This is a genomic window from Acidovorax sp. SUPP950 (assembly GCF_030158935.1).
GTDB lineage: Bacteria > Pseudomonadota > Gammaproteobacteria > Burkholderiales > Burkholderiaceae_C > Paracidovorax.
This window is the reverse complement of record NZ_BQXE01000002.1, coordinates 700,660-726,159: the sequence shown is the minus strand read 5'-3', so window position 1 is coordinate 726,159 and position 25,500 is coordinate 700,660. Positions and strand designations below refer to the sequence as shown.

The window sequence follows — 25,500 nt, the reverse complement described above, 5'->3', positions numbered from 1 at the left end:
ATGGGGCTTTGTGCGTTCACCGGTCAACGTGCCGGACGGATCAACGCATATTGGGCCCATTCGCCGCGGCGGAACAGCACGTTGATGGGCTTGCTCTTGTCTGCCTTGGCCAGGGCCGCCTCGAAGTCCTTCAGGTTGGCCACTTCGATATTGGCGATGGAAAGAATCACGTCACCTTCGCGCAGGCCGGCACGCGCGGCCGAATCCGTGGCCGCGTTGACACGCAGCCCTCCCTTGAGCTTCAGCTCCTTTTTCTGGGCTTCAGTCAGCTCTGCAACCGCCAGGCCCAGTTGCTGGGCGGCTGGAGAAGGCTTGGGTTTTGCGCTTTCACGCTCGCCACCTTTGCTCGCCACCGGCTTGTCATCCGACTCGATCTCGGCCACGGTAATGGAGAGATCTTTGCTGGCACCTCGGCGGAAGACCGTCACGGTGCTCTTGTTGCCCGGCTTGGTATTGCCCACCAGGCGCGGCAGATCGGCGGTTTTTTCGATGGTCTTGCCGTCGAACTTCGTGATGATGTCACCCGCCTCCACGCCCGCCTTGTCGGCAGGAGACCCCGCCTCCACCCCACTCACGAGCGCCCCCTGGGGCTTGCCCAGACCGATCGACTCGGCCACATCCTTGGTGACCTGGCCGATCTGCACGCCGATGCGCCCGCGCGTCACGCGACCCGTAGCACGCAACTGGTCGCTGACCCGAATGGCCTCATCCATCGGAATGGCGAAGGAGATCCCCATAAAGCCGCCCGAGCGAGAGTAGATCTGGCTGTTGATGCCGACGACCTCGCCACGCATGTTGATCAACGGTCCGCCGGAATTGCCCGGGTTGATCGCGACGTCCGTCTGGATGAAGGGCAGGTAATCGCCCGTATCGCGCTGCTTGGCGCTGACGATGCCCGCGGTCACAGAGTTTTCAAGCCCGAAGGGCGAGCCGATCGCCATGACCCACTCACCGACCCGCAGCCGGTTGAGATCGCCCACCTTGACGGCCGGCAATCCGGTGGCTTCGATCTTGACCACGGCCACATCCGTACGCTTGTCGGCGCCCACGATCTTGGCTTTGAACTCGCGCTTGTCGGTCAGGGTGACGATGACCTCGTCCGCGCCCTCCACCACGTGCGCGTTGGTCATCACATAGCCGTCTTGCGTGAGGATGAAGCCAGAGCCCACGCCGCGTGGCTGCTCTTCCTCGGGCTGTGCACGGGGGCGCTGCTGGCGCTGCGCATTGGGCGGCACGGGCACGCCGAAGCGGCGGAAGAACTCGAGCATCTCCTCGTCCATGGCGTTCGGGCCGGCACGCTCCGCGGCCTTTTCCAGCGTGCGGATGTTGACCACCGACGGCCCGACCTGATCCACCAGGTCCGTGAAATCCGGCAGGCCCCGGACCGTGGGTGGCGGCGTTTGCGCCAACACAGTGACAGGCACAGCCGCAGAGGCAGCGGTCAATGCCATCGCGACAGCCACCGCGCACGATTGCAGATTTTTCCAGTTCGTCGTCATCGGCATCATCGTTCTTTCAAAATTCAGAGGAGACATCGGGAGCAGCAAAAGGACTTCGTATTGCAAGGTTCACATTTGGTTCCCGCCACACCACAGTCAGCAGCCCATGCATCCGCCCCGGTGGGACGGCTTGGGCAGCAGCGGCACTGCTCAACGGGCGTATTCCAATTGCTCGGCCACCAGCCGCAAGGTTTCCTGCGGCACCTCACCCACCGCCGTGAGCCACATGTTGCCTGAAACGCGTTGCGCCAGGGTCTGGGTGGCCCCCATGCTGCCCGCGCTCGGGCCGGCAGCATGGCGGGAGGCGTCGTAAGGCTCCAGGAAGAGCGAGACCGTCGCCAGCCCATCCGAGAGCAGGCAATGCAAGGGAAGGCCCGACTGCGCAACAGCCGCATCCTCTTGCTTGTAGCAATCCCCAGGGGTGAACCCACCCACCGGCGCTCTCAGACGCCAGCCTTCGGCTTGCGCGGTGGTCTTGCGCATGGCAACCCTGACCACCCGGAAGTCGCGTACGTCATCCATCATGCCCACGAGGCGCGCAAATGGCACCGCGTTATCCAGCTCCAGCTGAGAAAACGCCGCCTGCTCCAGCACACGCCCTCGCAGGTCGAGGGTCTGCAGCTTCAAGATCAAACCCGAGGCTTCGGCCACCCACATGCGGTAACCGAATCGCAGCCCATCCCTGGGTCGCAGCCAAGCCACTTCACTTTCGTGGCCCGCAACGCGTTCACGCCCCAAGGTCTGCACCGTGTAGTGCGCATCCAGTCCGCGATCAGCCGTTTCCGGCAGCCGCGGGAACAAGCTGGGCATGTCGCGACGATCCTCGCGCACCATGCGCGCCTGGGGCAAGAAGGTGCGGACGAGCCCCTCCCGGCGATAGACCACGCGGGGCGACCCGTTCAATGCCTCGATGCGCTCGATCTGGTCATTTCCATCGGCCGCATGCCAGATTCGGGAACTCACCATGGCGCCCGATGCAGACAACACCACAAAAGTACCGCTGTAGCTGTGCTCTCGGGAGGCGCGATGAATGCGCTCCAGCCATCCGGAAATGGAGCGTGCGTCGCCAGACACCACCGCACTGGATGCAGCAACGGCGGGCGGCGGCCCGGCCAACGCGTGGCCCGAACCGGCCACTAGCAGCACCCACGCCAGAGCGTGGCGCATTGAAGCCGCCCTATTCAGGTAGCCCGCCAAGGCACGAACACCTCTGACTCGAGGCTGGTGAGCGGCGTACAAGGGGCCTTCCTGGCCTGTCTTCACGATCTCAGCGCGCCGGAGCCTCGAAGGTAGCATTGCGCAGAAAACCCGCCGGCATTTGCAGCGCCGACGTATTGCCAAACTGTTTGTGCGCGGCCAGCAACTCATCCAGCCGCGGATCGCGGATCATGACCTGCGGTGCGCTTCCTTCCGTTGCGTCTGCCACCGCCACCGCCGCAGGAGCGGCGGTCACTGGCGCAGCGGAAGCCATCTTCGCTCCTTCGGACCCAGCCTGAATCCCCGTCATGGCCGTCCATCCGATTGCCCCGACAGCGGCGAGCGAAGCAAAACCCGCAGCCATTTTCCAGCGAAACACGGAGGCATTGGCAGCCACAGCAGGCGTCACGACCTCCGCGACAGCCCCTTGCACGACGGCACTGGCCACCAACGGAGGGCGCTGAATGCCCTCCGCTTCGATCTGGCTGCGAAGCCGGTCCACCAGTGAGGAATTCACCGGACGCGCCAACTCGGAAGAGCGAAGCACGTCGCCGATCAGGTGATACATCTGCCACGTTTCAAAGCCGTCCGCATTGCTGCTGGCATAGTCCACGGCTTGACCAAACTCCTGCCCTCGCAGCTGCCCATCCGCAAGGGCAGACAAATGTTCACGCATTTTCAGATCGTCATTCATGGTCGTTCCCCAGCCATCACGTTTTGCTTCACTGCTCTGCCATTCACACCGCGCTACCACCGCTTGCCCGACTGCTTCTCCAACAAAGGGCGGACACGGGCCGATATGGCTTCCCGCGCTCGAAAGATACGGGAACGTACGGTGCCGATGGGGCAATCCATGGCAGCCGCAATCTCCTCGTAGGTCAACCCTTCAATCTCACGCAATGTCACCGCCTGGCGCAAATCTTCAGGCAGCGCATCCATTGCAGCGTTCACCGCCACCGCGATTTCCTGGGCTGCGAGCACGGTCTCGGGCGTCTCGTCGGTGGTTAGTTCATGCCCCAGTCGGGAAGTTTCATCGTCGTCATCACTTCCTCGCAAGGCATTTTCCGAGATGACGGGATTGCGCTTCATGTCGACCAGCGCCTTTTTGGCCGTGTTGACCGCGATGCGATAGAGCCAGGTATAGAACTGCGCCTCCCCCCTGAATTGGTGCAGTGCGCGATACGCTCGGATGAACGTTTCCTGGGCAATGTCCTGTACGAGATCGGAGTCGCGGACCATGCGACCAATGAGCCGTTCGATGCGCCGCTGATACTTGATCACCAGCAGTTCGTACGCCCTCTGGTCACCCGCAACCGTGCGCTCCACAAGCTGAAGGTCACTGTCGGCGGAAGGCGGGGGCATGGAAGCAGTCATGAAAAAAGGGGCTCACGCGTCGCCGCGCCGGACAGAGAACATGCCGTCGGCACGGGGCTCTGGCTTGGGGCGCGAATATACCGCACGGCGCAGCGCCGCCCAGGCCTCCCGCGGCTGGGCACGCTCGAGGCACAACCACTGGGTCCGGCCATCGACTCCATGCAGTTGCACCAAGAGGAAAGACTGGAAATCCGCATGGACAACCAATTCACCTGCAACAGGCATTTCTGCATTTTGATTCAAGGACCAATGCAAACCATCCCAATGCAGGGTACCCACGGGCAGCCGGAACCAAAAGCGCCAAGCCAGGCCGGCAAACGCGCCCCACAAGACGAAGAACACAGTGCCTCGAAGCAGGCCATCCCCAGCAGATTGCGCGATCCACGCGGCAAAGCCCCCAAGGCCAGCAAGCAGGGCGCCAGCAATGAACCAGCCCAACATGCGGCTCCGCGCCACCTCATGGCGGGTCGCTGGGGCATGAAAAGACTTGGCGGAGCGGGTCATTGCCGAGCCCACCCTTCCATCACAGCTGGCCGACCGGCACCGCGCAGCGGTCTGGCCACCCCGTCAAACGCGCTTGAAAACCAGCGTGCCGTTGGTGCCGCCAAAACCAAAATTGTTCTTCACCGCGATGTTCATCTTCATGTCTCGGGCGACGTTGGCGCAGTAGTCCAGATCGCATTCCGGGTCTTGCTCGAAGAGATTGATGGTTGGGGGCGCCTTCTGGTCACGCAACGCCATCACGGTGAACACGCTTTCAATCCCACCCGCACCGCCCAGCAAATGGCCGGTCATCGACTTTGTCGAGCTGATCACCGTCTTTTTGGCATGATCGCCCAAAGCGGCCTTGATCGCATGGGTTTCGTTCAAATCGCCCAATGGCGTTGAGGTGCCGTGAGCATTGAGGTAATCCACCTCCTCGGCGTTGACACCGGCATTGCGCAGCGCGGCCTGCATGGCGCGGCGAGGGCCGTCCATATTGGGCGCCGTCATGTGCCCCGCATCGGCGCTCATGCCATAGCCGGACAATTCTGCGTATATCTTGGCGCCGCGGGCTTTGGCGTGCTCGTATTCTTCCAGCACCAGCACCCCTGCACCCTCGCCCAATACGAAGCCATCGCGGCCTTTGTCCCATGGGCGGGAGGCAGTCTTTGGATCATCGTTGCGAGTGGACAAGGCGCGCATGGCAGCAAAGCCACCCACACCCAGGGGAGAAACCGTGGCTTCCGTGCCGCCGGCGACCACCACATCGGCGTCGCCATACTCGATCTTGCGCGCTGCCTCACCGATGCAATGCAGGCCCGTAGTACATGCCGTCACCACAGAAAGGTTCGGACCTTTGAAACCAAAGCGCATCGATACATGACCCGCCACCATGTTGATGATGGATGCTGGAACAAAAAAAGGCGTGATCCGGCGAGGACCCCGGCTTTCCAGTTCTGCATGGGTGTTTTCGATCAACGGCAACCCACCAATCCCAGACCCGATGATGCAGCCGATGCGCGTTGCCAGCTCTTCGTCCAACGCCTCGCCGGTCGGAAGGCCGGCATCACGCACCGCCTCATCCGCCGCAGCGATGCCGTAATGGATGAAGGTATCCATCGTGCGTGCATCCTTGGCGCTCATGTAGGCGCCAAGATCGAATCCCTTGACCTCACCCGCGATCTTGCAGGCAAAGTTCGAAGCGTCGAACTTGGTGATGAGGTCAATGCCGGATTGACCGGCCAGGATGTTGGCCCAGGCATCTGCCACCGTGTTTCCGACGGGGGTGATGCAACCCAGGCCGGTCACGACGACGCGACGACGGCTCATGCGCTAAGACTTTCTACGAATCTGTCTGAACTGAAGGCGCTCAGGCCTTCTGATGGGTATTAGCGTAGTCGATGGCGTTTTGCACCGTGGTGATCTTCTCTGCGTCTTCGTCAGGAATCTCGATGCCGAACTCGTCTTCCAGCGCCATCACCAGCTCCACCGTGTCCAGCGAGTCAGCGCCCAGGTCGGCCACAAAAGCCTTTTCATTGGTGACTTGCGATTCTTCAACGCCGAGTTGTTCGGCAATGATCTTTTTGACACGTGCTTCGATATCGCTCATGGTTTCCCTTTGAGGGTTGTGAATGAATCCGCGATTCTAGCTGCTTCGGGATCAGTCCCCTACCAGCCCGCCGTCGCGATGAATCGGCGCTAACTTTGCTCAATTACATGTACATGCCGCCATTGACATGCAACTCCTGACCCGTGACATAACCAGCCTCTGCCGATGCCAGATAGGCAACCGCATGGGCAATGTCTTCTGGGCGGCCCATGTGGCCCATTGGAATCTGCGATTGCAGCGATTGCTGCTGCTCGGCAGGGAGTTGCGCGGTCATGTCGGTCGCAATGAAGCCAGGGGCCACGCAGTTCACGGTAATGCCCCGGCTGGCCAGTTCACGGGCAAGGGCACGCGCCATGCCTGCCACGCCCGCCTTCGCTGCCACATAGTTGGCCTGGCCGGGATTGCCTGCCGACCCCACCACGCTGGTGATGTTGATGATGCGACCGAAGCGCTGTTTCATCATGGGTCGAATGACGGCGCGGCTCACCTGGAACACGGCCTTCAGATTGGTGTCGATGACCGCATCCCAGTCGTCGTCCTTCATGCGCATGGACAACGTGTCGCGGGTGATGCCAGCATTATTCACCAGCACATGCAAACCACCATGCTGCTTCACGATGGTGTCGATCAACGCATCGACAGCCGCCACATCCGTGACGTTCAGATTCACACCGTGGCCGCCGCCGGACGACAGTGCCTGAGAGATGCGCTGAGCGCCCTCATCCGTCGTCGCGGTACCGATCACCAAATAACCACGGGCCGCCAACACGGCCGCGATGGCAGCGCCGATGCCGCGCGATGCGCCAGTGACCAGCGCTACCTGGGGCTTTTCATTCAACGAAGGAGTATCGCTCATGCCAACAATGCTCGTGTTTCGGCCAGCGTGGCCGGGTCATAAATAGAAGCAGCGACCAGCTCTGGATCGATGCGCTTCGCCAAGCCCGCCAGCACCTTTCCAGGGCCGCACTCCACCAGATGCGTCACGCCGCGGGCTTTGAGCGCCTGCACGCACTCCACCCAGCGCACCGGACCGAAGGCTTGGCGGTACAGCGCATCGCGGATGGCATCCGCCTCCTGCCGGACCGCGACATCCACGTTGTTGACGACTGGGATCTGCGGGGCCGCCAAGGAAAGCGCCGACAGGGCCTCCCGCAATTTCTCGGCTGCCGGCTTCATTAGGCTGGAGTGAAAAGGAGCGGATACCGGCAAGGGCAACGCACGCTTAGCGCCAGATGCCTTCAACAGTTCGCACGCCTTGTCGACGCCGGCTTTCGTGCCCGCAATCACGGTCTGGATGGGGTCGTTGAAATTCACGGCCTCCACTACTTCACCGCCATCCACACCGAAAGATGCCGCCGCCGCAGCGCAACCTTCGATCACTTTGTGTGCATCCATGCCCAGAATGGCAGCCATGGCACCCACACCGACGGGAACTGCCTCCTGCATGGCGGCAGCACGCAGACGAACGAGCGGCGCGGCCTGCGCCAGCGTCAGCACCCCTGCCGCCACCAACGCCGAATATTCGCCGAGCGAGTGGCCGGCCACCGCTGCCGGGACATCACCGCCCTCCGAGACCCATGCGCGCCATGCGGCCACGCCAGCGACGAGCATGACCGGCTGGGTATTGGTCGTCAGCGAAAGCGCTTCTTTCGGGCCCTCATGAATCAAGCGTGCGATGTCTTCGCCCAGGGCGTCGGAAGCCTCCTGCAGGGTTTGCGCCACCACAGGGTGGTCGCCCCAGGCATCCAGCATGCCGACCGACTGGGAGCCCTGGCCGGGAAAAACAAATGCAAAAGATTTTTTGGTCGTCATAAACGAATGGTCAAAACCGCCTTCACCGCTTAATTTTTCAGCGTTTCAAGCTACAGCTTCAGGAGCACCGCACCCCATGTAAAACCGCCTCCCACGCCCTCCAGAAGCAACGTCTGTCCGGGCTTGGCCTGGCCGGTGCGAACCGCATGATCGAGTGCCAGGGGAATCGACGCCGCCGAAGTGTTGCCATGCTGGTCTACGGTGACGACCACCTTGTCCATCGACAGGCCCAGCTTCTTCGCCGTACTTTGCATGATGCGGATATTGGCTTGGTGAGGGATCAGCCAGTCCACGTCCGCATCGGTCAGGCCGGCCTTCTCCAGGGCAGCACGGGCTGCCTTTTCCAGCACACCCACAGCCAGCTTGAAAACGGCCTGGCCATCCATCTTGAGCAACGGGTCACCCAGAATCTGCCCGCCATAGACGTTGCCCGGCACGCACAGAATGCCCACATGCCGGCCATCGGCATGCAGATCGCTCGACAGGATGCCAGGAGTTTCCGAAGCTTCCAGTACCACGGCGCCTGCGCCGTCGCCGAACAGCACGCAGGTGGTGCGGTCATCAAAATCGAGGATGCGGCTGAATACCTCCGCACCCACAACAAGGGCGCGGCGAGCGCTGCCGGACTGGATCATGGCGTCTGCCACGGTCAGCGCATACACGAAACCACTGCAGACGGCCTGCACATCGAAAGCCGGGCATCCATTGGCCCCCAACTTGTTTTGCAAGATGCAGGCGGTCGAAGGGAAAACCATGTCCGGCGTGGACGTGGCGACGATGATCAGATCGATGTCCTGCGGCTGAACTCCAGCCGCCTCCAGCGCATTGCGAGAAGCCTCCAGCCCCAGATCGCTGCTGCAGACATCGCGCTCCGCGAAGTGGCGCGCCCGGATGCCGGTGCGCTCGACGATCCACTCGTCCGATGTCTCCACACCGCGCTGAGCCAACTCGGCCACGAGGTCGGCATTGGTCAGACGACGAGGAGGCAGGCTGCTGCCAGTGCCTGTGATGCGGGAGTAGCGTCTCATCAATATGGGGACCCGACGGCGGTGTTGACAGGCTGGGCATCCGAAGGCGCCAGCAAGGGCGCAGCATGCGCCACCCGCGTCCGGACGCGGTCGAGCAGGTTGTTGCGGGCTGCATCATACGCCCGGTTCAAAGCCTGCTCGAAAGCCATGGCGTCCGCCGATCCGTGACTTTTGAACACCAATCCACGCAACCCTAGCAACGCTGCCCCGTTGTAGCGCCGATGATCCATCCGCTTCATGAGAGCAGATAGCACCGGATAAGCCACAACTGCCGCCAGTTTGGTAAAGATATTGCGCTTGAACTCCTGCTTGAGCCCTCCGACGATCATGGAGGCTACGCCTTCGCTGGCCTTGAGAGCCACATTCCCCACGAAACCGTCACAAACCACGATATCGACCGTGCCCTTGAAGATATCGTTGCCTTCCACATTGCCAAAAAAACGAAGATCGCCAGAGTTACCTACCGTACGCAACAATTCACCCGCTTTTTTGATGACTTCACTACCCTTGATTGCTTCCTCGCCGATGTTGAGCAAGCCAACGGTGGGCTCCGAACCCTCTTGAAGCGCAGACACTAGGGCCGAGCCCATCACGGCAAATTGGAGTAGATGCTCAGCGGTGCAATCCACATTGGCGCCCAAATCCAGCACGGTCGTGGCACCACCCTTGGCATTGGGTATCTGGGTCGCAATCGCGGGGCGGTCGATTCCGTCCAGGGTTTTCAGGAGGTAGCGGGCGATGGCCATCAAAGCACCCGTATTGCCCGCAGAAATGGCGGCCTGAGCGGTCCCATCCTTGACCTGCTGGATTGCAACGCGCATGGACGAATCCTTTTTGCGGCGCAAGGCAATCTCCACCGGATCATCCATGGTGACGACCTCGCTGGCAGGGGTGACAGCAGCCCGATCGTGCTTGAAATCCTTCAGGCTTTCGGGCTGACCGACAAGGAGCAAACGGGCTTCGGGATGATTTTCTAGGAACTGGCGGCACGCCGCTAGCGTGACGCGGGGGCCGTGATCGCCCCCCATGCAGTCAACAGCCAGTGTGATCATGGGCGACTTGTCCGACCGCAGAAAACGACCGGAAGTGAAAATACAGCGAACAAAACAAAGGCCCGCGCTACCAATTTCGTAGCAGCGGGCCTCGGCGCGCGAGTTAAATCAGGCTTCAGACTTGTTCTTCAGCACTTGGCGGCCACGGTAGAAACCGTTGGGGCTGATGTGGTGGCGCAGATGGGCTTCGCCGGTGGTGGGCTCAACAGCCGTGCCAGGCACGTTGAGAGCGTTATGCGAACGGTGCATACCGCGCTTGGAAGGGGATTTTTTGTTTTGCTGAACAGCCATGGTGGCTCCTGAGTCTTGAAGGGTTGGTAAAAACGCGATCAGCCCATAAAGACACGAGGGGGATTCGCGCGAAGCCCTCGATTATAGCCCAAACGGTTTTCAGTCTTCCGCCTTGTCTTTTCGCAAGGCTGCCAGTGCCGCAAAAGGGTTGGGCTTTTGCGCGCTGGCCTCTTCGAAATCCTCGTCGCTGGATTCCATTGGCACGGGGGCTGGGCATTCGTCGTGCCGCGGCACCAGAGGCAATGCCATGAGCAGCTCGTCTTCGATCAACTCTCGCAGATTGAACTCGCGGCTCAAGGCCAGCAGGTCTTCATCGCTCTCGTCGTCCAGCGCTTCCGCCGTGGCTTCATCCGCCACGAAACGGAACTCACGCTGCACCTGAAGCGGCACGTCCACCGATCCGAGGCAGCGCTGGCAAGTCATGGGAAGCGCCGCGTTCACTGTGAGCCGCAGCCAGATCTGTCCGCCGATGCCATGCGTGCTGCGCACTTCGCCGTCAACCGCCCAATCCACCATGAGATCCGGGTGCAGGCCCTTGGCTTCCTGGGCCAGGCGTTCGTACTTCAAAAGGGAGTCATGGCCGGACAGGTGACCGCCCGCCTGCGCGAAGGCTTTGACATCGAGGCGCTGAGGGGAGAATTCCTTGGTCATGGCGGCAGTGTAAGAGAATCAGCGCATGCCTCAATCCCCTTCCCTGCCCCGCCGTCTGGTGCTGGGCTCGACCTCCCGCTACCGGGCCGAACTGCTCTCCCGCCTGCGTCTGCCTTTCGATGTCGCAGCGCCCGATGTCGACGAAACACCCCACGCCGGCGAGGCGCCCAGCACCCTCGCCTTGCGGCTGGCCATGGCCAAAGCCCGCGCCGTTTCTGCGGCCCACCCGGACGCCGTAGTGATCGGATCCGATCAAGTGGCGGATCTCTCGGGACAACCGCTGGGCAAGCCCGGCACACACGAGAAAGCGGTCGCCCAGCTGCAACGGATGCGGGGCCACAGCGTCGTGTTCCAGACCGCGGTGGCAGTGGTTTGCGCCGCCACGGGGTTTGAAAAGGTGGAGTTGGCCCCGGTGGAAGTTCGCTTCCGCGACCTGTCCGATGCGGAGATCGAGCGCTACCTGCTCGCCGAGCAACCGTACGACTGCGCCGGCAGCGCCAAAAGCGAAGGATTGGGCATCAGCCTGCTCGACAGCATCCAAAGCGATGACCCGACAGCGCTGATCGGCCTGCCGCTGATCCGGACCTGTCGCATGTTGCGCGCCGCCGGAATGGAACTGCCATGACAGCCGCATCGACCGGCACGCTCTACCTGGTGCCCGCACCGCTCGACTTCGGCTGCGACATCCAAGCCCCCCTGGATCAATCACTGCCTGCCGCGACATTGCAGGCGGCGTCGCAAATCACCCACTGGATCTGCGAGAACGCCAAGAGTACCCGCGCATACCTCAAGCGCGTCGATGCGTTGTTCCCCCTGAAGCTGCCGCTGCAGTCGCAGCAGATCGACGAGTTGCCGCGCGAAGTGCACAAGAAAGGCGACCATGGTGCAGACGGCCATGTGACCTTCGACGCCCGCACGTTGCTGACGCCCGCTTTGGCGGGCAACGACATGGGCCTGGTGAGCGAGGCGGGCATGCCTGCGGTGGCGGACCCTGGCAGCTCCGTGGTGCGTGCCGCGCACGATTGCGGGCTGAGGGTGGTGCCACTGGTAGGCCCCGTGTCGCTCTTGCTGGCGCTGGCGTCGAGCGGTCTCAATGGACAGGGTTTTGCTTTTGCAGGCTACCTGCCGCAGGATCCGGCCCAGCGCACCCAGCGCATCCGCGAACTGGAAGCCCTGGCGCTCAAGCAGGGACAAACGCAACTGTTCATCGAGACCCCGTACCGCAACGCCGCGCTGTGGCAGGCCCTGGTACAAACCTTGCGGCCCAATACCCGGCTGGCAATTGCCAGCGGGCTCACACTGCCGCAGGCGCGCACGGCAAGCCGGCTCGTGCGCCTATGGCGACAGCAAATGGAAGTGCCCGATAACCGGATACCGGCCGTCTTTGCCATCGGGCGCTAGGCCCGATCAACAGATCTCCGGGATTCCAACCGCTCATCCGGACCGCCGGGCACCGAGCCCGGCCCGGCGGCAGGCCCGGATAGCGAGCCCTCAGCGGATGGCCGGTGCGCCCTTGATGGCCTGCACGGCCGTCTGGCCCATGGCAGCGCCGAATTTTTTGACCAGCCGCTCAGCAACGTTGTCGCGGCGGGTGTAGTCGATGATGTCTTCCGCCTTGACGACCTCGCGTGCCACATAGTCGAGGTTGCCCAGGTGGTCGGCCAACCCCATCTCCACCGCCTGCTGGCCGGTCCAGAACAGGCCGCTGAAGGTGTCCGCCGTGGGCTTGAGCCGATCGCCGCGCCCTTCCTTGACCACATGGATGAACTGCTGGTGGATCTGGTCCAGCATGGCCTGCGCATAGGCGCGCTGCTTTTCGGTCTGCGGGCTGAACGGGTCGAGGAAGCCCTTGTTCTCGCCCGCCGTCAGCAGGCGACGCTCCACACCCAGCTTTTCCATCGTGCCGGTGAAGCCGAAGCCATCCATCAGCACGCCGATGCTGCCGACGATGCTGGCCTTGTCCACGTAGATCTCGTCGGCGGCGGCGGCGATGTAATAGGCGGCCGATGCGCAGGTTTCCTCCACCACGGCATAGACGGGCTTGTTGTACTTGGCCTTCAGGCGAATGATCTCGTCATTGATGATGCCGGCCTGCACCGGGCTGCCGCCCGGCGAGTTGATGAGCAGCACCACGGCCTGCGATCCGGAGTCTTCGAAGGCACTGCGCATGGCCGCCACCACGAACTCGGCGCTGGCTTCGGCCCCCGCGGCGATCTCACCCTTGATGTCCACCACCGCCGTGTGGGGCGTGCTCTTGCTCGTGCTGGTAGCGTCGCGCGCCAGCAACACCCAGGCCACGGCAATCAGGAAGACCAGCCACGCCAACCGGGTAAAAATGCGCCAGCGGCGTGCGGAGCGCTGCTCGGACAAGGTCGCGAACACCAGCTTTTCCAACACGTCACGCTCCCAGCCTGGCATCTTCGCAGGGTCTTTTGCTTCTTTTTCAGTAGCAGTCTGTGCCCACAGATCGGGCGCTGGCGGGGGAGTCTGCCCAGAACCAAAAGGTTCGGGCCGGGTCGGTTCGGTCATTTGTCAGAATTCGACAGGTTGCAAGTGGGGTTCAGTATGCCAGCGCACTACGCCCTGGCCTTCGGAGAGTTGGATCTTCACCAGGCCACCGCGGCACGGGCCACCCGCGCAAGCGCCCGTATCGGGCCGATAGGCGGCGCCGTGCGTGGCGCACAGCAGCCACTGGCCGGTGTCGTCGAAGAATCGGTCCGCCTGGTAGTCCATTTCCATCGGCACGTGCGTGCAACGGTTCAGGTAGGCATGGGGCCGGCCTTCGAAGCGCACGGCAAAGGCGCGGCAGGCCTGGCCGGCGTATAAAACATCGAAAGCAACGGCCTGCCCGCCGTCCACCAGATCGGCGCTGGGGCACAGGTCAATGGGTTGCAAGGAAGGGGCCATGGCAAGGTACCGACGATGGGCTGGCGGGCGGCTGCAGCGTCAGGCGTGCCGCAAAAGCCAGGCGTGCAGTTCCGGTACGGAATGCATGACGGCCAGGGGTTGGAGGCTGTCGAACTCGCCGGGCTCGTGCGCTCCGTAGCTCACTCCCACGCTGGAGCACCCGGCCGACAGGGCCATCTGCAGGTCGTGGGTGGTGTCGCCGATCATCAACACGCGTTCCGGCGCCACATCGAACTCGGCCATCAATTCCTGGAGCATGAGCGGATGCGGCTTGCCAGCGGTTTCGTCGGCCGTGCGCGAACCATCGAACATGCCCCGCAGCGCCACGGTGTGCAGCACCTCGTCCAGGCCGCGCCGGCTCTTGCCGGTCGCCACGGCCAGCAAGTGCCCTCGTGCACGCAGGTCTTCCAGCATGGGCAGCACGCCGGCAAACAGGCTCAGATCGTCCTGGTGCTTGAGGTAGTGATAGCGGTAGCGGTTGCCCAGTTCGGCGTGTCTTTCCGGCGGCACGTCGGGTGCGGCGTGGGTCAGCGCCTGCATGAGGCCCATGCCGATCACCCAGGCCGCGGCCTGGTCGGTCGGAACCGTGCCGCCGACGTCGCGCACGGAGTCCTGAATGCAGCGCACGATGATGGCGGTGGAGTCGTACAGGGTGCCGTCCCAATCGAAAGCGATGAGGTCGAAGCGGCGGCGTGGAGTCGTGGGCATGGTGTTCAGGCAGTGGCGGCGGTGAATTGCGCCAGATCAGGCGGCAACTCTGCGCGCAGTTCGATGCGCTCGCCGTGGGAGGGATGAGCGAACTGTAACCGCCACGCATGCAGGAACATGCGCTTGAGGCCGTGCTTGTGCAGCCGCTTGTTGAGTTCGAAGTCGCCGTATTTGTCGTCGCCCGCGATCGCATGGCCCTGGCTGGCCAGGTGCACGCGGATCTGGTGGGTGCGTCCGGTCTTGATGGTGACTTCCAGCAGACTCATGGCCGGCAGCCCCTCGGCCGCGCGCGCCGGCAGGTGGCTGCGCACTTTCACGAGGGTGATGGAGCGCATGCCGTCCGGGTCTTCCGGCGTGGTCACCCGCACCCGCCGCTCGCCATCGGCCTGCAGATACTTGTGCAGGGGCGTGTCGATCACTTTCTTGTTGGCGGCCCAGGTGCCGGGCACCAGGGCCAGGTAGGTCTTGCCGGTTTCCCGCTCCCGGAACTGGTCCTGCAGATGCGTGAGCGCGGAACGCTTCTTGGCCACGAGGAGGATGCCCGAGGTCTCGCGGTCCAGGCGGTGCACGAGTTCCAGGAACTTTGCCTGGGGACGTGCCTGCCGCAACTGCTCGATGACGCCGAAGCTCACGCCGCTGCCGCCATGCACCGCCACGCCCGCGGGCTTGTCGATGGCGATCAGGTGGTCGTCCTCCAGCAGGATGGGGAATTCGCGGGCCGGCGCCGGGCGCTCGGCCTTCTCAGCCACCTTGTCCGAGATGCGCACGGGCGGCAGGCGCACCTGATCGCCCGTGGCGACCCGGGTGTCCGCGCTGGCGCGGCCCTTGTTGATGCGCACTTCGCCGCTGCGGATGATGCGGTACACGTGCGTTTTGGGGACGCCCTTCAGATGGCGTATCAGAAAGTTATCGAGCCTTTGGCCGGCAGAGTCCTCGTCGACTTCGACGATGCGGGCTGCAGCGGGGGCGGGGTTCGGGGCACGGTCCGTCGCCGGTTTGCCCCCTATAATGTGTTTCACCTGCGCGATGTTCTGTAAGTGGTTGATTTGTCTGGAGTTTAGTCCACGCAACCTTGCAAGCCGCGCAGGCAGGTCGATGCCAACGGGTGTCGTGTGCGCAGATTGCAGGCCAGATGCCTGTGGTGGCTCCCACGCCGCGCGGCCGGCTGACAAATTGAAACACCGAAACCGGAATCCCCAGTCCGCAGGCCGCCCAACAGGCAGGTTCTGCGGGCGGATCAAAGCGAAAACATGTGGGCATTGTTGGCATGGATTGTGACCCTTTGGCGAAGGCGCCTGCCTTCGGCATGGGCTCCGCAATCGCCGGCATCGCCCGTGCAGCCCGCGCCATCAGCCAAGTCTTTCATGGCAACGCTGCACACATTTCCCCTCGCCCCCATCCACGCGCCCCCGCCACGACTGCGAAGCTAGTGCTTCGCAGCCGCGTGGCTTTGCGGCAATTCCCTTCGTTTCAACGCGTCGGCCCTGGCATCCATGGCTCCTGAAGAGCCTGTGTCATTGGTTTGAATGGTCGGGACGCGCGCCGATGCAGCTTTTTCGCTGCGCGCCGCCCGGCCGACAACGAAAAGGAATCCCATCATGAAGCGGATGCTCATCAACGCCACGCAGCCCGAAGAACGCCGCCTGGCCATCGTCGACGGCCAGAAGCTGCTGGACTACGAAATCGAGATCGAAGGGCGCGAGCAGCGCAAGGGCAACATCTACAAGGCCGTGGTCACCCGCGTCGAGCCCTCGCTGGAAGCCTGCTTCGTCGACTACGGCGAAGACCGCCACGGCTTCCTGCCCTTCAAGGAAATCTCCCGCCAGTACTTCGCCGAAGGCGTCTCGGTCAGCCAGGCGCGCATCAACGACGTGATCCGCGAAGGCCAGGAACTGCTGGTGCAGGTCGAGAAGGAAGAGCGCGGCAACAAGGGCGCTGCTCTGACCACCTTCGTGTCGCTGGCCGGCCGCTATGTGGTGCTGATGCCCAACAACCCGCGCGGTGGCGGCGTGTCGCGCCGCATCGAGGGCGAAGACCGGGCCGAGCTCAAGGAAGCGATGGACCAGCTCGAGTACCCCAAGGGCATGAGCATCATCGCGCGCACCGCCGGCATCGGCCGCACGGCGCCTGAACTGCAATGGGACCTGAACTACCTGCTCAAGCTCTGGACCGCCATCGACGGCGCGGCCAAGGGCGGCAAGGGCGCCTTCCTGATCTACCAGGAGTCGAGCCTGGTGATCCGCGCGATCCGTGACTATTTCAACGGCGATATCGGCGACATCCTCATCGACACGGACGACATCTACGAGCAGGCGCACCAGTTCATGGCGCACGTGATGCCCGAGCATGCCGGCAAGGTCAAGCGCTACCGCGACGACGCCGCGCTGTTCAGCCGCTTCCAGATCGAGCACCAGATCGAGTCGGCCTACGCCCGCACCGTGACCCTGCCCTCCGGCGGCGCCATCGTGATCGACCACACCGAAGCGCTGGTGAGCGTGGACGTGAACTCCGCCCGCGCCATCAAGGGCGGCGACATCGAGGAAACCGCCACCCGCACCAACCTGGAGGCCGCCGACGAAGTGGCCCGCCAGATGCGCCTGCGCGACCTGGGCGGCCTGATCGTGATCGACTTCATCGACATGGAAGAGTCGAAGAACCGCCGCGAAGTGGAAAACCGGCTGCGCGACGCCCTGCGCCAGGACCGCGCCCGCGTGCAGTTCGGCACGATCAGCAAGTTCGGCCTGATGGAGATGAGCCGCCAGCGCCTCAAGCCCGCGCTGAGCGAAGGCTCCTCCATCCCCTGCCCCCGTTGCGGCGGCTCGGGCCACATCCGCGACACCGAATCGTCGGCGCTGCAGATCCTGCGGATCATTCAGGAAGAGTCCATGAAGGACAACACGGCCGCCGTGCACTGCCAGGTGCCGGTGGAAGTGGCCTCGTTCCTGCTCAACGAAAAGCGCCCCGAGATCGCCAAGATCGAACTCAAGCAGCGCGTGACCGTGCTGATGGTGCCCAACAAGACCCTGGAGACGCCGAACTACAAGCTCGAGCGCCTCAAGCACGACGACCCGCGCCTGGACCACATCGATGCCAGCTACAAGCTCGTCGAAGAAGTGGAAGACCCCACCGCCGTCACGCGCCGCTCGCAGGAGCCCACCAACAAGCAGACCCCGGTGATCAAGGGCGTGCTGCCCGACGCGCCGGCGCCGATCGCCGAGCCCCGTCCGGAAGGCGCGGCCCGCAACCCGTCGCACAGCCGGCCCGCGGCAGCGGCCGCCGCTGCAGCTGCGGCGGCCACCCCGGCTCCGGCCCCCGCGCCGGCCGTGGCGCCCGCGCCCCAGGAGCAAGGGTTCTTCGCATGGCTCAAGAGCCTGTTCGGTTTCGGCGAGCCCCCACGTGCCCCGGCCCCCGTGGCCGCGCCGGCACCGGCACCGGTGGCCGAGCCCGCACGGGAAGGCCGGCGTGAAGGCCGTGGCGGCGAACGCGGCCGCCGCGGTGAACGCAACGGCAGCGAGCGCAATGGCTCGCGCGACGGCCAACGGGAAGGCAATGGCGAAGGCCGTGGCCGCCGCGATGGCCGTGACGGCCGTGCGGAGCGCCCGGAGGGCGAAGCCCCACGCAACGGGAACGGCAATGGCCGCGGACCGCGCGACGGCGAAGCACGTGGTGGCCGGGAAGGCCGCGAGGGCCGTCCGGAAGGCGAACCCCGCAATGGCGGGCGCGAGCCCCGTGAAGGCCGCGAACCCCGCGAGGGCCGTGAACCCCGCGAGCCACGCGAAGGCCGCGGCCGCGGCCGGGACGGCGAGCCCCGCCAGGCCCCGCTGAACGCCGAAACCGGCGCAGCGCTGCCTGCGACCGCTTCGGTCACCCTGGACGGTGCCGGCGAACCCGTGGAAGCCGCACGCAGCGAGCGCGGCCCCCGCCGCGAACGCGGCGAGCGCGGTGGCCGCGGCGAGCGTGGCGGGCGTGGTGAACGCGCTCCCCGCGTCGACGAGGCCGCCGGCGCAGGCCAGGGCCCCGTGGCGGACTTCGTGGACACCTCCCCCATGGCGTCCCTGCCCGACCTGGACCTGACCGGCAACGACGCCCCCCCGGCCGCACCCGCCGCCGGAGGCGATGAGCGCCGTGAACGCCGGTCGCGCGACCGTTACGGCCGTGACCGCCGCGAGCGTGGCGAGCGGGCTCCGCGTGAAAACGGTGCGGAGCAGGAGCAGCCCGCGGGCAACCTGATGGACTTCGATGTCAGCGCGACGGCCCCTGCCGACAGCGCGTCCGCCGAAGCCTCGCAGGAACCCGCACGCCGCAGCTACTTCAACGCGTCCGCTGCCACCGCGCCGCAGGCCCACGAGCCCGTCGCCGCACCAGCCACCGATGCGCCCTTGGAATCGGCAGTGCCCCGCGCGCCTGCCGTGGAGCCGGTGGCGCCTGCGCCGGTCGCCCCGCGCCCCGTCGCGGCCCCCGCTGCGGTAGCGGCCCCGGTCGCGCCGGTGGCCTCCACGGCGGCCCCAGTGGCTCCGGTGGCGCCAGCCCCCGTGCTGCAGCCTGCTGCCGCCGCTCCAGCCCAAGCCGCAGCCCCTGCCCAGCCGAATGGCGCCATGCCACGGGTCCAGGCATTCACCCTGCCGGTGGACGAGCTGAACCAGGTCGCCCAGACCTCGGGCCTGCAGTGGGTCAACTCCGATGCGGAGAAGATCGCCGCCGCGCAGGCCGCCATCGCGGCCGAACCGCGCCCGGTCCATGTGCCGCGCGAACGCCCCCCAGTGGTGGCGATCGATGAAGGCCCGCTGGTGCTGGTGGAAACGCGCCGCGACCTGCGCGACCTGACGCTGCCGTTCGAGCAGCCGCCTGCCGCCTGATGCGGCGCCGCCGGCCCGCGGTGCAATGCCCCGGGCCGGTTGTCGTCTTTGCTGGAAAGCCCGCCGCCGGGCTTTCCACTTCCCCCTCCGAGGTCACCGGACCATCGCGACCCCCATGCTGTTCCTGCTGTCTCCCGCCAAATCCCTGGACTACGACACGCCCCTGCCCGAAGGCGTCGGGCACACGCTGCCGCAGTTCGTCCCCCAGTCCACCCGGCTCATCGAAGTGCTGCGGCAGAAGTCGCCGCAGGACGTTGCCGCCCTGATGGGCGTCAGCGACCCGCTGGCCGCGCTGAACGTGGCGCGGTATGCCGCATGGCGTCCGAAGTTCACCGCGGCCAATGCGCGCCAGGCCGTTTTGGCCTTCAACGGCGATGTGTACGAAGGCCTGCAGGCCCGCTCGCTCACGCTGGATGAGCTGGACTGGGCCCAGCGCCATGTCGCCATCCTGAGCGGCCTGTACGGCGTGCTGCGCCCGCTGGACCGCATGCAGCCCTACCGCCTGGAAATGGGCACCCGGCTCGCCACCGATGCGGGCGCCAACCTGTACCAGTTCTGGGGCGCGTCGATTGCGGAGCACCTCAACCGGCAACTGGCGGCAGACGCCACGCCGGTGGTCGTCAACCTGGCGTCACAGGAATACTTCAAGTCGGTGGACCGCAAGGTGCTGAAGGCGCGCGTCATCGAGTGCGTGTTCGAGGACTGGAAAGGCGGGGCCTACAAGATCATCAGCTTCCACGCCAAGCGGGCGCGCGGGCTCATGGCGCGCCATGCCATCCAGCACCAGGTGACCACACCGCGCCAGCTCGAGGGTTTTGACCTGGAAGGCTATGCTTTCGCCAGTGCCGCCTCCACGCCGGAGCGGCTCGTGTTCCGCCGCAAGGCCGCCTGAGGGCGGATGGCCCCGCGCCCCCCGGCCCCGACGATCGACTGGATTCCTCTTCCCGAAACGCCAACGCCAACGCCACTGACGCCCACCACGCCATGCCCGCACGTTCCCGCCAGACCACCTCCTCCGCCCCGGCCGATGCCCCGTCCCAATCCGTGACGCCGGAGCTGCGCGAATGGATCATCGCGCAGGCCCAGGCCGGTTTTCAGGCGCCGGTGGTGCTCCAGTCCATGCTCGACGCGGGCTGGCGGGAGGACGTGGCCGCGCATGCCATGGAGCATGTGCTGCGCGACCACCTGGAAGCGCTGGCGGTGCAGCAGGGGCAGCCTCCCGCCTCCCGCGTGCCCGAGCCAGCCGTGGGCGAATCGCCGCTCTTCATCGACGTGGGCGACCGCCAGGTCGAGGTGCTCATGTCCATGGCCCAGCCCCGCGTGGTGCTGTTCGGCAACCTGCTCTCGCCCGAGGACTGCGAAGCGCTGATCGCCGAAGCCGAACCGCGCATGGCGCGCTCGCTCACCGTGGCCACGCGAACGGGCGGCGAAGAGGTGAACGACGACCGCACGAGCGACGGCATGTTCTTCCAGATCGGCGAGAACGCGGTGGTGCGCCTCCTGGAAGAGCGCATCGCCAAGCTGGTGAACTGGCCGCTGGAAAACGGCGAAGGCCTGCAGGTGCTGCACTACCGCCCGGGCGCGGAATACAAGCCCCACTACGACTACTTCGACCCTGCCGAGCCCGGCACGCCGACCATCCTGCGCCGCGGCGGGCAGCGGGTGGCCACGCTGGTGATCTACCTGAACAACCCGGACAAGGGCGGCGGCACCACCTTCCCCGACGTGCACCTGGAGATCGCGCCGCGCCAGGGCAACGCGGTGTTCTTCAGCTACGAGCGCCCCCACCCGTCCACGCGCACGCTGCACGGCGGCGCGCCGGTGATCGCTGGCGAGAAGTGGATCGCCACCAAATGGCTGCGCGAACGCAAGTTCGAATGAAATCGGCTTGACGCCCTAGTTCTCATTGCCTCCATAGCTATTAAATTAATAGCAAACAGAAACACGGAGTTCCATGAACACCCCCGAACAATCGCAGTTGGGCCGCGCATCCGCCTATGCGGACCAATACGACGCCGCCCTGCTCTTTCCGATTCCCCGGGCCGGCAAGCGGGCGGAGATCGGCATCGGCGACACACCGCCCTTCTTCGGCGCCGACCTGTGGACGGCGTTCGAGCTCTCCTGGCTCAACCCGCGCGGCAAACCGCAGGTGGCGATCGCCCATGTGACGGTGCCGTGCGAGACGCCGAACATCGTCGAGAGCAAGTCGTTCAAGCTCTACCTGAACAGTTTCAACAACACGCGCTTCACGGACGCCGCCGAGGTGCAGGCCCGCATCCGCGCCGACGTGAGCGAAGCCGTCTGGCGCGGGGCGGCCCATGCCGGCACGGTGGGCGTGAAGCTGCTGCAACCCGAGCTGTTCGACCGCGAGCCCGTGCAGGAACTGGACGGCTTGCTGCTCGACCGCCTGGACGTGGAATGCACGCAGTACACGCCGGCCCCCGAGCTGCTGTCGGCCAACCATGCCGAGACGCCGGTGACCGAGGCGCTCACGAGCCACCTGCTCAAAAGCAACTGCCTGGTGACCGGCCAGCCGGACTGGGGCAGCGTGCGCATCCACTACAGCGGCCCGCAGATCGACCAGGCCGGGCTGCTGCAGTACCTGGTGAGCTTTCGCAACCACAACGAATTCCACGAGCAGTGCGTGGAGCGCATCTTCATGGACGTGTGGACGCGCTGCAAGCCGATCAAGCTGTCGGTGTATGCGCGCTACACGCGCCGCGGCGGGCTGGACATCAATCCGCTGCGCACCAGCCACCCGCAAGCCCTGCCGCCCAACGTGCGCACGGCGCGCCAGTAAGAGGGCCAACAGAACCCTGGTGGCGCCGTTGCCGCTGCGCTGCGCCTCAGTTGCTGGCGCGGCGCAGCAGGCTCACGCGCTCGGCGATGGCGTCGATGTCGAGCCCGTCTTCCACGCGCGCCAGGTACGTCTCCAGGTCGGCCACGGCCAATGCCGTGTCGCCCCGCTCCGCATGGGCCAGGCCCCGGTCCCGCCACTCGCCCCAGGCGTCGGGCAGCAGCACGATGAGCCGGTCCTGCACGGCGACCAGCCGCGCCCAGTCCTTTTGCGAGCGGTGGATCTCCTTGAGGTTGCGCAGCATGCGCGCGATCACATCGCGCGGCGGCGCCGCCTGCAGGTACAGGCCCAGCGGAATGTCGTAGTCGTCCACCAGGCCGTTGCTGCGGTGCCGGTAGGGCTCCAGGCGCTCGGACAGCTCTTCCCGCGACAGCGACTGGCCCGTGGTCGGGTCCATCACCACCTGCCCCTTGGGCAGCAGCACCTTGATCATGAAGTGACCGGGAAACGAGACGCCGCGCGCATGCAGGTCCAGCCCCTGGGCCAGTTCCATCCACACCAGCGCCAGCGAAATCGGAATGCCCCGCCGCGTGCGCAGCACGGCATTGAGGTAGCTGTTCTCGGGGTCGTAGTAATCGTTGACGTTGCCCGCGAAGCCCAGGTCGCCGAAGAAGAACTGGTTGAGCGAGCGCAGGCGCTGCAGCGACGACGCATCGGCGGGCAACCGCCGGCGCAGCCGGGCAAGGAGCTGATCCACGTCGCCGAGCAACTGCTGTACGTCCAGCTCGGGATACTCGTCCTGCGCGATGGACGCCGCCGCCTCCAGCAGGGGAAACTGGTCGTCGCTGCGCACCAGCGTGGCGAAGTACTCCAGCGGAGTGGGAAGTGAATAGCTCAGGGCCATTGGAGGGTTGTAAGGGGCGTGCCGGGCCGCGTCAAGCGGGGTTCCGAAGGGAAGAAACCCGGCGCGAAGGCGGTCAGCGGCGCAGCAGTTCGCGCAGCTTGAGGCCCGCCGCCCAGAGCGCCCCGAAATACAGCACTGCCGCGCCGCCCATCAACAGGGCCAGGAGCCCGGCGCGCTGCCCCTCGTGCGCCCGCAGGGCCAGCCAGTCGAAATGGCGCGCGCCCCACATCAGCAGCACCGCCAGCAGGGCGCTGGCGGCCACCACCTGCAGCGCCAGCCGGGCCCATCCGGGCTGGGGCTGGTAGGTGCCGCGCCGCAGCAGGCCGATCAGCAGCCACAGCGCATTGATCAGCGCCCCGAGGCCTATGGACAGCGCAAGGCCCGCATGGTCGATCAGCGGCACTAGCGCGGCGTTCAGGAGCTGCGTGACCACCAGCACCACGATGGCAATGCGCACCGGCGTGCGGATGTCCTGGCTGGCGTAGTAGCCGGGCGCCAGCACCTTGATGGCCACCAGGCCCAGCAGCCCCGCGCCGTAGCCGGCCAGGGCCAGGGCGATCTGGCCGACGTCGCTGTCCTGCAGCGCGCCATGGTGGAACAGCGTGGCCACCAGGGGCTCGGCAAAGGTAAGCAGGCCCACCGCGCACGGCACGGACAGCACCACGACGATGCGCAGCCCCCAGTCGAGCATGGACGAATAGCGGGCGGCATCGCCGGCCGCCTTGGCGGCCGCCAGCTGCGGCGTCAGCACCACGCCCAGCGCCACGCCCAGCAGCGAGGTGGGAAACTCCATGAGCCGGTCGGCGTAGAACAGCCAGGTCACGCTGCCCGGCGCGAGGTACGAGGCGATCTGCGTGTTGATCATGAGCGAGATCTGCGCCACGCCCACGCCCAGCAATGCCGGGCCCATCAGGGTGAGGATGCGGCGAACGCCCGGGTCGTGCCACGCCGTGCGAATGGCCCCGGGAGTGAGCCCGATGCGCGGCAGCAGGCCCAGCCGGAACAGCGCGGGCAGTTGCACCGCCAGTTGCGTGATGCCGCCGAGCATCACGCCGCCGGCCATGGCATAGATGGGCTCGATGCCGCGCGCGGCCAGCTGCGGCGCGCCCAGCCAGGCGGCGGCGATCATGCAGACGTTGAGCAGCACCGGCGTGGCCGCCGGCACGGCAAAGCGCTTCCAGGTGTTGAGCACGCCGGCCGAGAGCGCCACCATCGACATGAAGCCGATGTAGGGGAACATCCAGCGCGTCATGACCACGGCGGCATCGAAACCGCCCGCGCTCTGGCGCAGGCCGCTGGCGAGCAGCCACACCAGCAGCGGCGCCCCCAGCACGCCCAGCACGCAGGTCAGCAGCAGCACCCAGAACAGCACCGTCGCGACGCTGGCGATGAGCCGGCGCGTGGCATCGTCGCCGTGCTGGGCCTTGTGCGCCGCGAGCACGGGCACGAAGGCCTGGCTGAAGGCCCCTTCGGCGAACAGCCGGCGAAACAGGTTGGGAATGCGGAAAGCGACGTTGAAGGCGTCGGTGAGCGCGTTGGCCCCGAACAGCGAGGCCATCAGCAGATCGCGCACCAGGCCCGTCACGCGGGAGGCCAGGGTCAGCAGGGAAACGGTGGAGGCGGCTTTGAACAGGGACACGGCCGCGAGTGTATGCGCTGCGCTCCACCCGGCCCGCGGTCCTTGGAATGCCAGCCCTTGAGGCTTCACCGAAGGGCGCCGCTTGTATCGCTTCGAAAGACCCCGGCGGCCCTACCCCAAGTCGCTGGGCTATAATCGCGGGCTTTGCTGACATCATCCTCAGACACTTAAGGAAAATTTACCATGGCATCTGCCAAGCCCAAGAAAAAGAACCCCCGTCTCGCCTCCGGCCGCAAGCGCGTCCGCCAGGACGTCAAGCTGAACGCCGCGAACACCTCGCTGCGCTCCAAGTACCGTACCGCGGTCAAGAATGTCGAGAAGGCCGTCCTGGCCGGCGACAAGACCAAGGCCACCGAACTGTTTGCGAAGATGCAAGCCGTCGTCGACACCATCGCCGACAAGGGCATCTTCCACAAGAACAAGGCCGCTCGCGACAAGAGCCGCCTGTCCGCCAAGGTGAAAACCCTGGCCCTAGCCGCCTGACCTTTCAGGCAAACAGCCCGGACGGCCCTGCCGTCCGCCGTTTGTAACGGGTGCGCTGTCAGCAAAACGAAAGAACCGCCTTCGGGCGGTTTTTTTGTGCCTGAAAGACGGCCAACCCAATATCCATGCGGGTTTGCGGCGGGTGATCCCCTTTTTCTCGGGCCGATTTCGTGAAACTTTGATTTTTGTCAGGGTCTTTACCTAATGGGA

27 protein-coding genes are annotated in these 25,500 nt (G+C 65.2%); 7 read left to right on the top strand and 20 right to left on the bottom strand.

All coding sequences use genetic code 11. The annotated features are described in order from the left end of the window. Positions 1-23 precede the first annotated feature (23 nt). The 13 genes from AVME950_RS12420 to AVME950_RS12360 form a co-directional block, all read right to left on the bottom strand. Complete coding sequence (locus AVME950_RS12420; RefSeq protein ID WP_502869408.1) at positions 24-1,508, bottom strand: DegQ family serine endoprotease; 1,485 nt, start codon at positions 1,506-1,508, stop codon at positions 24-26. Between the two features lie 141 nt (positions 1,509-1,649). Continuing rightward, the gene (locus AVME950_RS12415) at positions 1,650-2,666 is read right to left on the bottom strand and encodes a MucB/RseB C-terminal domain-containing protein (RefSeq protein ID WP_284430053.1); all 1,017 of its coding nucleotides are present in this window, start codon (positions 2,664-2,666) and stop codon (positions 1,650-1,652) included. A gap of 100 nt (positions 2,667-2,766) precedes the next feature. Then, entirely contained in the window at positions 2,767-3,390 is a 624-nt protein-coding gene (locus AVME950_RS12410) for a sigma-E factor negative regulatory protein (protein WP_284430052.1), read from the bottom strand. Between the two features lie 53 nt (positions 3,391-3,443). Then, on the bottom strand, positions 3,444-4,070 hold the full coding sequence (rpoE, locus tag AVME950_RS12405; RefSeq protein WP_284430051.1) for an RNA polymerase sigma factor RpoE: 627 nt from the start codon (positions 4,068-4,070) through the stop codon (positions 3,444-3,446). A 12-nt stretch (positions 4,071-4,082) separates the two neighbouring features. Further along, a complete protein-coding gene (locus tag AVME950_RS12400; protein WP_284430050.1) occupies positions 4,083-4,574 on the bottom strand; it encodes a hypothetical protein in 492 nt (163 codons plus the stop codon). Between the two features lie 63 nt (positions 4,575-4,637). After that, positions 4,638-5,882, bottom strand: coding sequence for a beta-ketoacyl-ACP synthase II (fabF, locus tag AVME950_RS12395; protein ID WP_284430049.1), 1,245 nt, complete (start codon positions 5,880-5,882; stop codon positions 4,638-4,640). 40 nt (positions 5,883-5,922) lie between these two features. Next, a complete protein-coding gene (acpP, locus tag AVME950_RS12390) occupies positions 5,923-6,162 on the bottom strand; it encodes an acyl carrier protein (protein ID WP_003058049.1) in 240 nt (79 codons plus the stop codon). Between the two features lie 103 nt (positions 6,163-6,265). After that, positions 6,266-7,018 (bottom strand): 3-oxoacyl-ACP reductase FabG, encoded by a 753-nt coding sequence (gene fabG, locus AVME950_RS12385; RefSeq protein WP_284430048.1) that lies wholly within the window; start codon positions 7,016-7,018, stop codon positions 6,266-6,268. Continuing rightward, entirely contained in the window at positions 7,015-7,974 is a 960-nt protein-coding gene (gene fabD / locus AVME950_RS12380) for an ACP S-malonyltransferase (RefSeq protein WP_284430047.1), read from the bottom strand. The genes fabG and fabD overlap by 4 nt, the downstream gene beginning before the upstream one ends. A 50-nt stretch (positions 7,975-8,024) precedes the next feature. Next, positions 8,025-9,002, bottom strand: a complete 978-nt coding sequence (locus AVME950_RS12375; RefSeq protein WP_272567863.1) for a beta-ketoacyl-ACP synthase III — start codon at positions 9,000-9,002, stop codon at positions 8,025-8,027. Next, positions 9,002-10,054, bottom strand: coding sequence for a phosphate acyltransferase PlsX (plsX, locus tag AVME950_RS12370; RefSeq protein WP_284430046.1), 1,053 nt, complete (start codon positions 10,052-10,054; stop codon positions 9,002-9,004). The genes AVME950_RS12375 and plsX overlap by 1 nt, the downstream gene beginning before the upstream one ends. 108 nt (positions 10,055-10,162) lie before the next feature. Next, positions 10,163-10,345, bottom strand: coding sequence for a 50S ribosomal protein L32 (gene rpmF, locus AVME950_RS12365; RefSeq protein ID WP_092744121.1), 183 nt, complete (start codon positions 10,343-10,345; stop codon positions 10,163-10,165). A 99-nt stretch (positions 10,346-10,444) separates the two neighbouring features. Beyond that, a complete protein-coding gene (locus AVME950_RS12360; protein WP_284430045.1) occupies positions 10,445-10,996 on the bottom strand; it encodes a YceD family protein in 552 nt (183 codons plus the stop codon). A 25-nt stretch (positions 10,997-11,021) separates the two neighbouring features. Between AVME950_RS12360 and AVME950_RS12355 the strand changes: the two genes are divergently transcribed. Both AVME950_RS12355 and AVME950_RS12350 read left to right on the top strand, forming a co-directional pair. Next, on the top strand, positions 11,022-11,621 hold the full coding sequence (locus AVME950_RS12355) for a Maf family nucleotide pyrophosphatase (RefSeq protein WP_284430044.1): 600 nt from the start codon (positions 11,022-11,024) through the stop codon (positions 11,619-11,621). Then, entirely contained in the window at positions 11,618-12,397 is a 780-nt protein-coding gene (locus AVME950_RS12350) for an SAM-dependent methyltransferase (protein WP_284430043.1), read from the top strand. The genes AVME950_RS12355 and AVME950_RS12350 overlap by 4 nt, the downstream gene beginning before the upstream one ends. Positions 12,398-12,487: 90 nt before the next feature. On the opposite strand, the gene AVME950_RS12345 is transcribed toward AVME950_RS12350, so the two are convergent. The 5 genes from AVME950_RS12345 to AVME950_RS12325 all read right to left on the bottom strand — a co-directional run bounded on the left by AVME950_RS12345 (position 12,488) and on the right by AVME950_RS12325 (position 16,226). After that, positions 12,488-13,525, bottom strand: coding sequence for a S49 family peptidase (locus tag AVME950_RS12345; protein WP_284407055.1), 1,038 nt, complete (start codon positions 13,523-13,525; stop codon positions 12,488-12,490). 3 nt (positions 13,526-13,528) lie between these two features. Then, complete coding sequence (locus AVME950_RS12340) at positions 13,529-13,903, bottom strand: Rieske (2Fe-2S) protein (RefSeq protein ID WP_284430042.1); 375 nt, start codon at positions 13,901-13,903, stop codon at positions 13,529-13,531. Positions 13,904-13,942: 39 nt separating this feature from the next. Then, a complete protein-coding gene (locus AVME950_RS12335; protein WP_284430041.1) occupies positions 13,943-14,611 on the bottom strand; it encodes an HAD family hydrolase in 669 nt (222 codons plus the stop codon). A 5-nt stretch (positions 14,612-14,616) separates the two neighbouring features. Then, the gene (locus AVME950_RS12330; protein WP_284430040.1) at positions 14,617-15,630 is read right to left on the bottom strand and encodes an RluA family pseudouridine synthase; all 1,014 of its coding nucleotides are present in this window, start codon (positions 15,628-15,630) and stop codon (positions 14,617-14,619) included. Between the two features lie 407 nt (positions 15,631-16,037). Further along, entirely contained in the window at positions 16,038-16,226 is a 189-nt protein-coding gene (locus AVME950_RS12325) for a hypothetical protein (RefSeq protein WP_272567848.1), read from the bottom strand. On the opposite strand from AVME950_RS12325, the gene AVME950_RS12320 reads away from it, so the two are divergent. The 4 genes from AVME950_RS12320 (at position 16,210) to queF (ending at position 22,267) form a co-directional block, all read left to right on the top strand. Then, a complete protein-coding gene (locus AVME950_RS12320; protein ID WP_284430039.1) occupies positions 16,210-19,467 on the top strand; it encodes an Rne/Rng family ribonuclease in 3,258 nt (1,085 codons plus the stop codon). The genes AVME950_RS12325 and AVME950_RS12320 overlap by 17 nt on opposite strands. A 115-nt stretch (positions 19,468-19,582) precedes the next feature. Beyond that, entirely contained in the window at positions 19,583-20,359 is a 777-nt protein-coding gene (gene yaaA, locus AVME950_RS12315; RefSeq protein ID WP_284430038.1) for a peroxide stress protein YaaA, read from the top strand. A gap of 92 nt (positions 20,360-20,451) precedes the next feature. After that, a complete protein-coding gene (locus tag AVME950_RS12310) occupies positions 20,452-21,348 on the top strand; it encodes a 2OG-Fe(II) oxygenase (protein ID WP_284430037.1) in 897 nt (298 codons plus the stop codon). A gap of 73 nt (positions 21,349-21,421) precedes the next feature. After that, a complete protein-coding gene (queF, locus tag AVME950_RS12305) occupies positions 21,422-22,267 on the top strand; it encodes an NADPH-dependent 7-cyano-7-deazaguanine reductase QueF (RefSeq protein WP_284430036.1) in 846 nt (281 codons plus the stop codon). Between the two features lie 46 nt (positions 22,268-22,313). Here the strand turns inward: queF and AVME950_RS12300 are convergent, their stop codons facing one another. Both AVME950_RS12300 and murJ read right to left on the bottom strand, forming a co-directional pair. Beyond that, complete coding sequence (locus AVME950_RS12300; RefSeq protein ID WP_284430035.1) at positions 22,314-23,168, bottom strand: SirB1 family protein; 855 nt, start codon at positions 23,166-23,168, stop codon at positions 22,314-22,316. A gap of 73 nt (positions 23,169-23,241) precedes the next feature. Next, positions 23,242-24,807 carry a murein biosynthesis integral membrane protein MurJ gene (murJ, locus tag AVME950_RS12295; protein ID WP_284430034.1) on the bottom strand — a complete coding sequence of 522 codons (1,566 nt, stop codon included), beginning with the start codon at positions 24,805-24,807 and terminating at the stop codon, positions 23,242-23,244. Between the two features lie 183 nt (positions 24,808-24,990). On the opposite strand from murJ, the gene rpsT reads away from it, so the two are divergent. After that, a complete protein-coding gene (rpsT, locus tag AVME950_RS12290; RefSeq protein WP_272551520.1) occupies positions 24,991-25,290 on the top strand; it encodes a 30S ribosomal protein S20 in 300 nt (99 codons plus the stop codon). Positions 25,291-25,500 lie beyond the last annotated feature (210 nt).